Annotated in this window: 11 protein-coding genes; 6 read left to right on the forward strand and 5 right to left on the reverse strand. The window is 65.0% G+C overall.

Annotation, left to right across the window (positions count from 1 at the left end):
* Position 1 precedes the first annotated feature (1 nt).
* Positions 2 to 979 (reverse strand): uroporphyrinogen-III C-methyltransferase, encoded by a 978-nt coding sequence (locus ABE424_RS11330; protein WP_346491484.1) that lies wholly within the window; start codon positions 977 to 979, stop codon positions 2 to 4.
* Positions 980 to 1,087: 108 nt separating this feature from the next.
* Complete coding sequence (locus ABE424_RS11335; RefSeq protein WP_346491485.1) at positions 1,088 to 1,864, reverse strand: uroporphyrinogen-III synthase; 777 nt, start codon at positions 1,862 to 1,864, stop codon at positions 1,088 to 1,090.
* Positions 1,865 to 1,907: 43 nt separating this feature from the next.
* Between ABE424_RS11335 and ABE424_RS11340 the strand changes: the two genes are divergently transcribed.
* From ABE424_RS11340 to ABE424_RS11360, 5 genes are all read left to right on the forward strand, one after another.
* Positions 1,908 to 2,378 carry a YiiD C-terminal domain-containing protein gene (locus ABE424_RS11340; RefSeq protein ID WP_026070058.1) on the forward strand — a complete coding sequence of 157 codons (471 nt, stop codon included), beginning with the start codon at positions 1,908 to 1,910 and terminating at the stop codon, positions 2,376 to 2,378.
* Between the two features lie 30 nt (positions 2,379 to 2,408).
* The gene (locus ABE424_RS11345) at positions 2,409 to 2,843 is read left to right on the forward strand and encodes a hypothetical protein (protein WP_176990235.1); all 435 of its coding nucleotides are present in this window, start codon (positions 2,409 to 2,411) and stop codon (positions 2,841 to 2,843) included.
* A 78-nt stretch (positions 2,844 to 2,921) separates the two neighbouring features.
* Positions 2,922 to 3,359, forward strand: coding sequence for a rhodanese-like domain-containing protein (locus tag ABE424_RS11350; RefSeq protein WP_176990234.1), 438 nt, complete (start codon positions 2,922 to 2,924; stop codon positions 3,357 to 3,359).
* 105 nt (positions 3,360 to 3,464) lie between these two features.
* Positions 3,465 to 3,980, forward strand: a complete 516-nt coding sequence (secB, locus tag ABE424_RS11355) for a protein-export chaperone SecB (protein ID WP_019184891.1) — start codon at positions 3,465 to 3,467, stop codon at positions 3,978 to 3,980.
* 20 nt (positions 3,981 to 4,000) lie between these two features.
* Positions 4,001 to 5,026 (forward strand): NAD(P)H-dependent glycerol-3-phosphate dehydrogenase, encoded by a 1,026-nt coding sequence (locus ABE424_RS11360; RefSeq protein ID WP_088434819.1) that lies wholly within the window; start codon positions 4,001 to 4,003, stop codon positions 5,024 to 5,026.
* A gap of 205 nt (positions 5,027 to 5,231) precedes the next feature.
* Here ABE424_RS11360 and ABE424_RS11365 read toward each other — a convergent pair whose 3' ends face one another.
* Complete coding sequence (locus ABE424_RS11365) at positions 5,232 to 5,804, reverse strand: Ax21 family protein (protein WP_172407593.1); 573 nt, start codon at positions 5,802 to 5,804, stop codon at positions 5,232 to 5,234.
* Between the two features lie 1,263 nt (positions 5,805 to 7,067).
* Between ABE424_RS11365 and ABE424_RS11370 the strand changes: the two genes are divergently transcribed.
* Positions 7,068 to 10,574, forward strand: coding sequence for an autotransporter outer membrane beta-barrel domain-containing protein (locus tag ABE424_RS11370; RefSeq protein WP_346465370.1), 3,507 nt, complete (start codon positions 7,068 to 7,070; stop codon positions 10,572 to 10,574).
* Between the two features lie 558 nt (positions 10,575 to 11,132).
* On the opposite strand, the gene ABE424_RS11375 is transcribed toward ABE424_RS11370, so the two are convergent.
* The gene (locus ABE424_RS11375) at positions 11,133 to 11,948 is read right to left on the reverse strand and encodes a hypothetical protein (protein WP_346465372.1); all 816 of its coding nucleotides are present in this window, start codon (positions 11,946 to 11,948) and stop codon (positions 11,133 to 11,135) included.
* Positions 11,949 to 12,062: 114 nt separating this feature from the next.
* Positions 12,063 to 12,300, reverse strand: a 238-nt coding sequence (locus tag ABE424_RS11380; RefSeq protein WP_346491486.1) for a DUF1214 domain-containing protein, incomplete at its 5' end; no start/stop codon positions are given.

The raw sequence follows: 12,300 nt of genomic DNA on the forward strand, positions 1-12,300 counted from the left end.
ATTAACTCCCAGTACGCATCGTGCGCAGTTGCTGCAGGGTGCTGCCCAGTTCGGGCAACGATGGACGCAGCTCACGGGCGCGTAGTTGGTGCAGTTCAGCACGACGCTCGCGCAGAGCAGGTGAATCCGGCCACAGCCGCGGCAGCCACAGCGCCACCCGGTCCAGCGCCTGGACATAGCCGGCCTGGTCGCCGCGCTCCACGGCGGCGCGCGCCAGGGTCAGCTCCAGCTGCAGCGAATCCCAGGCCGCCACACGCTCGGCCTCGGTCAACGGGCCCTGCAGGCGGGTGGGGGTGATGGTCACGAACGGGGCGAGCACCTGGTGCCACCACGGCGTCTCCGCCGTGGCGTCGACCGCTGCGTCGATCTGCTCGGGCAGTGCGGTCAATGCAGCGGCGAACCGCGCCAGCGCGGCCTGTGCCTGGGCACGCGCGCCCGGGCCGAGGGCATCCACCGCGTTGCGCTCCTGCATCAGCGCCTGCCGCAGGTTCAGATACTCATTGCCCTGCACATCGTCCAGCGAGGTGGCCGCCAACGCGTACAAACGCTTGGCCCCCTCGACGTCGTCGGCATAGGCCAGCCGTTGCCCGGCCTGGCTCAGCAGCAGCTCGGCCTCTTCCAGCTGCAGCGCCTGGGCGCCGTGGCGGGTGCTGTCGGCGAGCTTGGCCAGGTTCTCTTCGAGCAGGACGTTGCGTTGGCTCAGGCCCAGCATTTCATCGCGCAGCACGCGGTTGGTCGCGGCGGCATCCTGCACGCGCTGGGACGTCGAACGCTGGTCACGGCGCAGTGCCTCGACGCTGTCCAGCAGGCCCTGCACCTGCAGCTGGGCGTTCTCCAGCCGCAACTGCTCCTGGGCCTGCCGCGCCTGCCACTGCGTCCAGCCCCATGCCCCGGCCCCGACCAATACGGTCAACGCCGCGATCGGCACGATCCAGCGCAGGGGGCGGTTCGAAGAGGGGGGCGAAACCGGGTCGTTCATACGGGCATCCTTGTCGCGCGCGCCGGGCAGTCCGCTGGCTGGCGAGCGACGTGGCGCACAGCATCGCCCGACGCCCGAGCCCCCTGCAAGGCCGCGCGCCCTCCCTGTTCAGGAAGACGCCGGGTGCATGAGCGCGGCGTGTGCAGCGCTGACCAGCTGCGCCGGCAACGGGCCGGCGGCCAGGGTCACGTTGAGGAAGCCGGCAGCCCGTGCCTGCGTTGCCAGTCGCTCGCTGGCCGCGGCCACGGATGCGGTGCGCAGGCGAACCTGCAGGTCTGCAGGGAGCTGCTCCAACAGCAGCGACAGGGCCTCGCCACTGCTCAAGGCCAGCGCCCACGGGGCGGCCGACCGCCGCAGCCGTTGCAGCGTGCGCGCTGCCAGCGGCAGGGGCTGGCGCGCATACACGTTGGCCCGCAGCAGCTGGGCGCCGCGTTGCTGGAGGGTGTCGGCGATCACGCCACGGCCGCCGGGTGCCGTCACCAACCCCGCACGCAGGCCACGCAGGTCCGCCAACGCAGGCAGCGCCAGCAGGCCTTCGCTGTCCATCCGCCCCGGGGCGAGCACATCGCGCGCGCCATGCCGCGCCAGGGCGGCGGCCGTCCCTGCGCCGACCGCCAGCCACTGGCCGGCGTGCGGGGCATCCAGCGCGGTCAGCCGCGCGGCGGCATGCACGGCGGCCGGACTGCTGAAGACGACCCGCTCGGCCGCCAGCGCAGCGGCGAGGTCGACGCAGGTGGCCGCATCCCTGCGTGCCTGCAGCGCCCACGGCGACAGCGCGATGAGGGTTGCGCCGGTGCCCTTGGCCGCGCGCCGCAGCGGCGCATGCTGGCCACGCGGGCGCAGCGAGATCAGGGTCCAGCGCGCGACTTTCGTTTCGGTGTTCATTGCGGGCATTATGCGAGCCCTTCGATGTGACGTGACCAGCCAGATGTCCGCAACCGATTCCCTGCCGGCGCAGCTGTCCGCGCTGCAGCATGTCCTGGATGCCATGCCGCCGGTGGCGGCCATGCAGATCCGTGTCCACGACTATCGCGACGGCGTCCTGCACATCCATGCCCCGCTGGCCGCCAACGTCAACGACAAGGGCAACGCCTTCGGCGGCAGCCTGGCCTCGGCCCTGACCCTGTCCGGCTGGGCCCTGGTGACGCTGCGTCTGCGCCTGGCCGGGTTCGATGCGGATGTCTACGTGGCCGACAGCCACATCCGCTACCTCGCGCCGGTGTACGGCGATCTGCATGCGCAGGCCCAGGCCGATGCGGAAACCGACTGGGACAGCTTCCTGGCCACCTTCGCCCAGCGCGGCAAGGCGCGCATCAGCCTCACCGCCCGCCAGCCGGGCGAGGGCGACAAGGCGGCCGCTGAACTGAGCGGCCGTTTCGTGGCCTTCGCCAGGCGGTAGGATGGGCGCCTTGCCTAGTGGGGAATTCGCATGCGCCGTACGCTTCAGATCCTGCTGATCGCCCTGTTCGCGCTGACCAGCGTGACCGCGCTGGCCGCCGAGCAGAAGACCACCAGGAAACAGCGCAAGGCGCTGGAGGAAACCCAGGTCAAGTACGACGCCACGATGCGCTGGGGCACCGTCGAGGATGCCTTGCCGTACCTGGATCCGGAATACGCCAAGGCCCACCCGATGACCGATCTGGAGCTGCGCCGCTTCGAGCAGGTCAAAATCTCCAGCTATCGCGCCAGCGACAACGTGCCCATGCCCGACGGTCGGGTCGGGCGCACGGCCGAGGTGCGGGTGATCAACAACAACACCCAGTCCGAGCGGACGGTGCGGGTGCGGGAGATCTGGCGCTGGGACGCCGAGGACAAGCGCTGGCTCCAGGCCAACGGCCTGCCGGACCTCTGGCAGGACCGCTGAGGCCCGCCCGCACGGGGCTGGACGCCGATTCGCCCGCATGTGCGACAATCGGCGCCCGCTTATCGACCCGTGATCTTAGTGAATTACGAAGAGTTGCTGGCCTTTGCCGGCCGAAACCCGATGTTGTCGATGGCCCTGGTCGGCCTGACCGTGGCCATCATCGTGACCGAAGTCCGCCGCCTGTTCCGTGGCTTCAAGTCGCTCAAGCCGGCTGAACTGACCCAGCTGATGAATGCCGGTGGCGCCATCGTGGTCGACCTGTCCTCGAGCAGCGATTTCGAGAAGGGCCACATCGCCGGCAGCCGCAACGTGCAGCCGGCCCAGTTCGGCCCGGAGCACAAGCTGGTGGCCAAGGCGCAGCAGAGCCCGGTGGTGCTGGTCTGCCGCAGCGGCAATGCCTCCGAGACCGCGGCCAAGGCACTCAAGAAGGCCGGTTTCACCCAGGTCAGCGTGCTCGACGGTGGCATCCCGGCGTGGCAGCAGGCCGAGCTGCCGCTGGTCAAGGGCCGCAACTGATTCCCCTCGGAGTGAAGCGCACGCCTTGTGCGCGGCGCACAGCGCCCCCATCGCAGGGCATGTAACAATCCGTTTTTACAGCATTCATTTTTGGAGCAACAGGAAATGTCCGAAGAGAACACCAACGGCGCCGTCGCGCCGGTCGACGCCGCTACCGGTCCCTCGTTCACCGTCGAGAAGATCTACGTCAAGGACGTTTCGTTCGAATCGCCGAACGCTCCGGCCGTCTTCAATGACGCCGTGCAGCCGGAACTGCAGCTCAACTTGAACCAGCGCGTGCAGCGCCTGGGCGAGAGCGCCTTCGAAGTCGTGCTGGCCGTGACCCTGACCTGCAAGGCCGGCGAGAAGACCGCCTATGTGGCCGAAGTGCAGCAGGCCGGCGTGTTCGGCCTGGTCGGCCTGGACCCGCAGTCGATCGATGTGCTGCTCGGCACCCAGTGCCCGAACATCCTGTTCCCGTACGTGCGTTCGCTGGTGAGCGAGCTGATCCAGGCCGGCGGCTTCCCGCCGTTCTTCCTGCAGCCGATCAACTTCGAAGGCCTGTACGCCGAAACCCTGCGCCAGCGCCAGGAACAGGGCGAGACCTCGCTCGCCGATTCCGAGCCGGCCGGCAACGCCTGATCGGCGCTGCGGTCGTACGGATGAGCAACCACGCAGACAAAATCGCGGTTCTCGGCGCCGGCTCCTGGGGCACCGCTCTGGCGAGCCTGCTTGCGCGGCACGGTCACCCGACCGTGCTGTGGGGGCGCGATGCGGCGATGGTCGAGGCCATCGACCAGCGCCACGAGAACACCCGTTATCTGCCGGGCATCCCGCTGCCCGAGTCGCTGCGCGCGACCACCGACCTCGCCGCTGCCGTCAAGGACGCGGCCTGGGTGCTGGTGGTGGTGCCGTCGCACGCTTTCGGTGAAACCGTGCGTGCGCTGGCACCGCTGCGGCCGGCCGATGCCGGCGTGGCGTGGGCGACCAAGGGCTTCGAACCCGGCTCCGGTCGGTTCCTGCACGAAGTAGCACGTGAGGTCCTCGGGCCGGACGTGCCGCTGGCGGTGGTGACCGGCCCGTCGTTCGCCAAGGAAGTCACCCAGGGCCTGCCGACCGCGATCACCGTGCACGGTGACGCGCCGGACTTCGCCCAGCAGGTGGCCGATGCGATGCACGGCCCGGCGTTCCGCGCCTATACCGGCGATGACATGGTCGGTGCCGAGCTCGGCGGTGCGATGAAGAACGTACTGGCGGTGGCCACCGGCGTCGCCGATGGCATGCAGCTGGGCCTCAACGCCCGTGCCGGCCTGATCACCCGTGGCCTCAATGAAATGCTGCGGCTGGCCGCCGCGATCGGGGCCAAGCCGGAAACCCTGATGGGGTTGGCCGGCCTGGGCGATCTGGTGCTGACCTGCACCGGCGATCTTTCGCGCAACCGTCGGCTGGGCCTGGCCCTGGGCCGCGGGCAATCGTTGAACGATGCCGTGCGCGAGATCGGCCAGGTGGTGGAGTCGGTGCAGACCGCCGATGAAGTGATGCGCCAGGCGCGGCGTCACGGCATCGACCTGCCCATCTCCGACCGGGTGCGCGCCGTGCTGCACGGTGAGCAGACCCCGGAAGAAGGATTGCGTGCGCTGTTGGCACGCGAACAGAAGCCGGAGTATCCGGACACGCTGTTCAAGTGACGCATGAAAAACCCCGGCAGGCGCCGGGGTTTTTTTTCAGCGCCAGAACGAAACAACCCGGCACGTGGCCGGGTTGTTTCGTGGCGTACCGACGAGGGTGTCGCCAGGTGCTGCATAAAAGAAGCCCGGCGTAAGCCGGGCTTCATGGCGCAGGGGAGAGAGACCGCGCCATCCAACAACGTACCGCGGTGTTGCGTATCGCGTATTACCAGGTGAAGCGCGGACCGACGAACCATTCCTTGTCGCCGCCCTTGGCCAGCTTCACTTCGCCAGCCAGGCCCCAGTTCTGGTTGAGCTTGGCCTGGGCGCCGACGCGGCCGTAGAACTCGCCGTCCGGGTTGATGCCGTGCTTCTTGCTGTAATCCTCGTAACCGGCCATCACGTAGCCTTCGAAGTTCGGGGTGAACGCGCTGCGCACGCCGACTTCGGTCGAGTAGCCGTTGAAGTCCAGGCCGTGCTTCGGATCGAACTTCTGGTAAGCAACGCGGGCGACCAGATCGGTGGTCGGGGCGATGCCGTAGTTGTAGCCGACACCGACCTTCCACTGGTCCACATCATTGCTGCCGCGCTTGGTTTCCTGCGCGTTGTAATCACCGAAGACGTGGAAGTTCGGCGCCACGGCGACCGAGCCCTTCACCGCCCAGCCATCGGCGTCGCCGCCCTTGGCATCGGTGTTCACGTAGCCGCCTTCAACATAGTTGTACGACAGGCCGTCGGTTGCCGAAGCAGCGAACGGCAGTGCAGCGAGCAGACCCAGGGCAAGCAGGGAAGTCTTCATCATCGGGGACACCTTTTTATTTTTTGGTTTTGTCCGCCAGCAGAGGGGAGGGGAAATCGCTGCTGGCGACAGGTGTGAATTATCCGTTAGTCACCCCAATTAGCCCTGAATATCAAACTGAGCAGTACATAAATACAAGGGTATTTCAAGGAACTTTATCGGCGGCATCTTAGCCATGACCCCATAGTTCGTGCGGATTGGACAAACTATGGGGGAGCGAGCCTGCACAGACTATGGGGGAGCGAACCCTAGCCTGAACGCGGGCTTGCTACTGCCCTAGGTTTGAGCAAGCTCCACATGGCTGGTCTGGCCGCTGCAGTGGTTTGCTCCATCGAGGCTCCTGATGAGTGGACGCGGCAGCTTCAATCATCGTTAGCAGCTTTCGTAGGCCACTTTGTCGCATAACGCGCTTTAGCGCGTCGCCGCGGTCGTCTTCTGCGCTTGGGTGGGCGACTTGCTTCGGACCGGCTATATGAGCGAACGACCAGTAGGACCACGATCACTACAGAAACCGGAAACGACAAGACGATGCCAGCAACGATGCTCATCTGAGCAAAGGTGCTCAAGTTCTCCATTTGCCTCTGCCTCAATGAGAGTGGTGCAGCCCAAATCAACGAAGGACCATGTTCGGTAGGCTTGGCAGGTGCCGAATTCATTTCGAGCAACCGCTACGCTAAAAAGGCGAGAGCAGGTAGCCTGGTCATTGCAAGGTATTCATTGCGAGTGACTGGAGACCGGACAACAGCTCCAGCCTCATAGCTCAGCCACTGACAATGTTACCGAAGGCAAAGGCGCACAACTGCGGGCGTTATAGCTACATCGTGAAGAAATAGCACACTCAACAGGTCAAACGCGCCACTTTTGCGGGCAGGGTGGCTGCATCGTCACTGAGTTCGTGGCGAAAATCGAACCATTACCAGTGAGCCTGTCGCTCTGACCAGTGATCCTCCCCGGCGGGCGGCGGGCGGCGGGCGGCGGGCGGGGATCCGCGAACCAGCTCAACTTGCACTTGATCTACGTCACTGTTCCTACTGAGCCAAATCTTGTGCACGTCGTCTCTTGGCCGAAAGCGGATATGCGGTCGTCGTGGGTGATTAGGGATCGTTATCATGGCTAGGGTGCTCACGATTCGTCTCTGAGTGGCGTGTAGGAGCTGGTTGGCACACCGGAAATCAGTAAACATACTGGCGAATAACCGGCAGTTGTGCGGATGCGCGTGGCGGGAGGCAAAAATAGACTCGATGTTCCCAAGTGGAGCTCGACATGTCATCTAAGCCGATGGGTATGGCAATAGGGACGGGGGATGTCCGGGGGCGCTCTCGAGAGGCGTTGCGGCTGACCGCGTTGGCATCCGCGTGCTTCATGAGCTACGCAACATTCGCGGCCCCGCCCCCGGACGATGGTTTGGAGCCTTTGCCGACGCTGTCGGGAACGACGCTGCTGACCGCACCGTCAGAGGGGGTTGGCTGTCAAGGCATCCAGACCACCCCCCGCGTGGTATCGCTGTGCGATGGAGCCGCTCACGAGCTACCCGATGCAACAATCCCCGGGACGACCTGGGACGTGGTCCGGGTGGGGTATGGCACCACGGCCACATTCAACGGTTACAACATCGTGGCCGAGATACCGACCGGCGGCGCGGGCTTCTTCAGCCCAATCACCGTGTTCAGTGGGCCAGATGGCGCCTATGCGGTCGCAACCGGCACGTTCACCAACACCACGATCTACATGGCACCCCAATCCCTGGCCAACGCCATCGCGACCACGGGGGGCGTGCTCAACCTGGGGGCGGGGACGGTAGTGGGCCTCAATCCCGCCAACACCTACTCGCCGACCATGACCCTCGCAGCGCTGACGGCGTTCGGAGGCGGTGTGGTCAACGCCAACGGCACGGTGGTCAACCTGCCCACCACGTTGGCCACCGCGTTCCAGATCACCAACTCCGGACCTGGGGGCGGTCTGCCGGGTCAAAGTGCTCTGGGCCAGATCAATGCGTCGAACATGACCGTCACGTTGGGCGATGGAATCGCTGGCACCGGCCGGACCCGTGGAGCGTTGGTCGGGGGCGAGGCCGAGTTGAACCTGACCGACAGCACGATTACCGCAGGCAGCTACTCGCTCGGCATCTACAACTACTTCGCCGGGTCCTACACAGGCGCCATCGCAGGCTCCCGATCAAATGTCCTCCGCAGCTCGATCACGCTCGGCAATGACAGCGTGGGGTGGTGGGGCAATGGCGCACTCGCACCGGCCCGCCTCACCGCCACCGACAGCCAGTTCAAGGTCGGCACCGGAAGCTGGGGCCTGTTCATGGCCACGGGCGCTGTCGGGCGCCTTACGAACACGACGGTTTCAGCGGGCGCGAACAGCTTTGGTGCCCTGATGCATGACGGCACCAGCCTGACCATCGATGGAACCAGTGCTATCACTGCGACCGGAGCAGGGTCTGTCGGCATTCGGAACGACTCTGGAGACGTCGTGTTTGGCCCGGGCACTCCGGACATCACGGGCGGTGATCTCGGCTTGAACGGCATCGCCGCAAGCACCTTCGAACTTCAGTCCGGGAGCACGCTTCGGGTAGGCGTCGGACAAAACGCGGCGACGGCCATCCAGTTGGATGCAAGCACGTTTACTGGTGCCGGGGGTTCGTCATTGGCCGTCTCGGCAAGTGGCTCAACGGGCACCGGCATCTCCCTCACCAATGCTGCTGTCTTCAACCATGCGGGCAGCATCGCCGTCTCCGGTCCCGGCACCGCTCTCTCGGCGAACGGCAGCGGCACGAGCGCAGTGCTGTCGGGTGGAGGGACTGCCAGCGGTGGTGGGGCGGGCGCCCCGGTAATCCAGGTCAGCGATGCAGCAACCCTGGACGCGACCAACGTGGTGGTGAACTCTGCGGCTACTGGTGCTGCCGTGCCTGCGCTGTTGCTCACGGGAGCAGATGCCTCAGTCCGGTTCGCCCGCGGGAGCCTGGGCAATGCCCAAGGCGGCACGGTGACCATAGACGGGACTGGGGCGTTGGTTGATCTAAGCGATACCCAGGTAGGTGGCAGTGGGCAATGGCTGGACGTGGGCCCCGCTGCCGGCGGCTCCGCGGCGGCCGATGGCATCCTGACCATCGCCCGCTCCACGCTGACAGGCTCCGCTCAGACTGCCCTTGGCAGCACGTCCTCAGTCACGCTCATCGACAGCACGTGGTTCCTCACCGGCTCGTCGGTGCTGACCGACCTGGTCAACGACCCCAGCGTGATCGATTTCGCTCCCCCTGTCGGCTCACCCACATTGGCCAGCAGCTACAAGACGCTTACCGTGAACCGCTATGCCGGCGATGGGACGCTGGCGATGAACGCTTGGCTCGCTGCCGATGACTCGCCCTCTGATCGCCTGGTCATCCTCGATGGCACAGGGACGGGGCCGGGCACCATCCAGGTGCGAAACACCGGCGGGGTAGGCGCGCTTACCGCCGCTGACGGCATCTTGTTGGTCCAAGCGATCAACGCGACCACAGCCGCTGACACATTCGCACTTTCGGCCCCGGTCGTGGCCGGGCCGTATGAGTATTTCCTTTACCGCGGAGGTGCCAGTGGCGTCGGCTCGGCCGACAACCAGAACAGCTGGTTCCTGCGGTCGACAATCGACTGCGCCGCCCCCGGTGCTCCGGTCCCGCCGTGCCCGGCACCGCCAGACCCTCCGCCCGTTCCGCCGCCGACACCCCCTATGCCACCGGTGCCACCGACGCCTGCATATCGGCAAGAGGTGTCGCTTGCCGCCGCCTTGCCGGTCATGTCCGCGCTGTATGGCCGGGCGCTGGTGGACACCCTGCACGAGCGCGTCGGTGACCAACACCTGCTGAGGCAGCGCACCGATCTGGACGAAGACCGGACCGGCTTGAATGGCGCATGGGTGAGAGTGCTGGCCCACGACGGCGAGCGGGACGGCGGGAACCAGGGAATCTACGGAAACCGTGGCCCGGGCTTCGATTACCGATTCCAAGCGCTTCAAATCGGGCTGGACTTCTACCGCTCCATCGACTCGGAGGGCAACCGTCAGCACGCAGGTGGCTACCTGGCCTACGGCAAGGGCAAGGGAGACGTTCGCCACAACATCCTGGATCATGACTTCCACGCCGGCAGCGACGAGTTCGATGCCCGCACGATCGGCGCCTACTGGACCGGGTTCAACGCCCGCGGCGGCTACTTGGATGCCGTGGCCCAATACACGTCATATGACCTGCGCGCGCGATCGACACGGTTGCCCGACACCTTCACCAACGGCAATGGCACGGTTCTTTCGTTGGAGGGCGGGTGGCCCTTCGCCCTGGGTTCGGGTGACACCGCGGAAGATCTGACCGGTTGGAGAATCGGACCCCAGGCGCAGGTGATCTGGCAGCGCGTGGACGTCGACGACCTGGTCGATGACATCGCGCGCGTACGCTACAGTGACGGCGATTCCACGGTGGGCAGGTTGGGCATCCGGCTCAACCGCATCGGCAGTGGCCAGGGCCGCAACGGCGGCGCCCGGGCCAGCGATGCGTGGCTTCGCCTGAACGCCTGGCACGAGTTCAACGGATCGCCCAGGACAGAGTTCTCCAGCGCGACAGGGTATGTGCCTTTTACGGCTGATCTCGGCGACAGCTGGGGCGAGGTCGGCCTGGGGGGTACGTGGCAGGTAAGTGATACCGGCTACCTGTTCGCGGACGTGGATTACACGTGGAGCTTCAACGGCGCTGAGACATCTTGGAACAGCAAGGTGGGCATGCGTTGGAACTGGTGACGAAGACGGAGAGCGCATGTCGGGAGTTTGCAGCGCCGCTACCAAGCCCGCGTCGTGTTTGCCGTGGACATCAGGCGGCTCTGGACTTACAGCGATCGTCGCCTGAGGATGTCATACAAGAAGCAGTACCTCACCGCACTGCGCCTCGATGAAAACACCGGCTTTGATCGCACTTTTCTTCTCCATCTGCTTCAGCCTCGCCGGATCCATCGCCCCTTCGCATAAAAGCGCATGTTTATGTGATTGCCGAGATGACCCGCCGCACGTCCCGACTCTCACTCATCTGGCGGCTCCCCGCAGTGACGCAGGGATTAGCAATTGCCCCGCTGTGCAAAAGCGGGCGCTCTAGCTGCTACTTATGAGCGGCGGGGCCTGAGAGCCTGATCGACACGAAGGCCCCAACTTGGGGGCCTTCGTGTCTCAGCGGAAGCCTTCCACGCTTGGGTCGGCGGTGCGCCAAGTACCGACAAGGCTACGGGCAGTCTACTCAACAGCTAGGACACCCAGAGAGCCCCCAAGTCGCTGGGACGGTAGCAGAACACAACGGAGCGACGTCGGTTACTCGGGGAAAACAAGAGTGACCGAAAAGCGCCCTGTCCATCGACTGGCGTACTGCGGACGGTCCACGTTGTAGAACCCGCCTATGCCCAGGCTTACCGGGGTGTGCCCGAAGCGCAGAACCTTGGAAACGGTGGCGCCTAATGGAACGGTCCACGCATCGCCACTGGCGGCTTTCCAGTTGTAATTGGTCTCCGATGTGAAACTGAGCGACCAGCCATCGGGCAGGTTACGGGTAACGAAGGGCTGCACGCTGGTACTGCTGACATCGTCGCGGTCACTATCGCCACCAATCGACCAGATGTGGTTGGCCAGTGCGCCTACCGTCCACGATTTGGTCTTGTGGACGACGATAAACGCTGGTCCCAGTGAGTACTTTCCGGTGCCCAGACTGTTGTGTGAGGCAGTATCGAGCAACGCGGCGGCACCAAAACCGAACTCTGTGCCACCCGCCTCGGCGGCGGTCTTGGGGATGTAATATCCCTGCACGAACAAATCGCCGGTGCCGTGTTTGTCTTCGGGGAACTGGTTCCAGCTCAGCGGCAGTATAGGCCGTAGGATGAATTTGCCGTTCTCCCCAACGAAGGGTATCACTGGCTGGATCTTCAGCTGCTGGTTGTGAAAGTCCCCTCCCGGGCCCACCGAGCCCAGGTAGTTGTACTGGAAGGGTACGGAGATCAATGCCGCGCCGGGATCTGCTAGCTTGCGGGCGATGTCGTCGCTGGACGCTCCTACATCAGGAGCTGCACTCTGCGCGGCAGCTTCGGCGGCTAGGAGCACACAGCCGAGGACCATCAGCTTTGCTATGACGGTCATGAGAGGGTCTCCTGATTGGTGATGGCATAAGAAAGCTCGAGCGCCATAGAATCCGATCCTGGCAATGCTGGAGGGGTAGTTCTGCTATGCTCGCCTCGCTGCAGATGAGCGCAATTACTGCTTGGTGCCGTCCGGCGTCTTGATCACTTCGGGTATGGTCCAGCGGCCGTCCAGCAACTCCGGCTTGGGACGGTAGTAGCGCATGAACATCACGAACGGTCCCTTGGGCGCGGGCAACCAATTGGCCTGCCTCTCCTTGCCGGGCGAATCCGCCTGGATGTAGATCGTCAGCCCACCGTCAGGATCCTTCTTCAATCCAGCCAGCATCGGCGAGTTGATCAGATAGCGGTTG

The sequence above is a fragment of the Stenotrophomonas sp. TWI1149 genome, assembly GCF_039673155.1.
GTDB classification, from domain to species: Bacteria; Pseudomonadota; Gammaproteobacteria; order Xanthomonadales; family Xanthomonadaceae; genus Stenotrophomonas; species Stenotrophomonas maltophilia_AA.

Bases quoted from the DNA above. Each gene is read 5' to 3' on its own strand.
- ABE424_RS11375 (WP_346465372.1), bottom strand. From the start codon at position 11,948: ATGACCGTCATAGCAAAGCTGATGGTCCTCGGCTGTGTGCTCCTAGCC.
- secB (WP_019184891.1), top strand. From the start codon at position 3,465: ATGTCCGAAGAGAACACCAACGGCGCCGTCGCGCCGGTCGACGCCGCT.
- ABE424_RS11365 (WP_172407593.1), bottom strand. From the start codon at position 5,804: ATGAAGACTTCCCTGCTTGCCCTGGGTCTGCTCGCTGCACTGCCGTTC.
- ABE424_RS11345 (WP_176990235.1), top strand. From the start codon at position 2,409: ATGCGCCGTACGCTTCAGATCCTGCTGATCGCCCTGTTCGCGCTGACC.
- ABE424_RS11330 (WP_346491484.1), bottom strand. From the start codon at position 979: ATGAACGACCCGGTTTCGCCCCCCTCTTCGAACCGCCCCCTGCGCTGG.
- ABE424_RS11360 (WP_088434819.1), top strand. From the start codon at position 4,001: ATGAGCAACCACGCAGACAAAATCGCGGTTCTCGGCGCCGGCTCCTGG.
- ABE424_RS11335 (WP_346491485.1), bottom strand. From the start codon at position 1,864: ATGAACACCGAAACGAAAGTCGCGCGCTGGACCCTGATCTCGCTGCGC.
- ABE424_RS11370 (WP_346465370.1), top strand. From the start codon at position 7,068: ATGTCATCTAAGCCGATGGGTATGGCAATAGGGACGGGGGATGTCCGG.
- ABE424_RS11340 (WP_026070058.1), top strand. From the start codon at position 1,908: ATGTCCGCAACCGATTCCCTGCCGGCGCAGCTGTCCGCGCTGCAGCAT.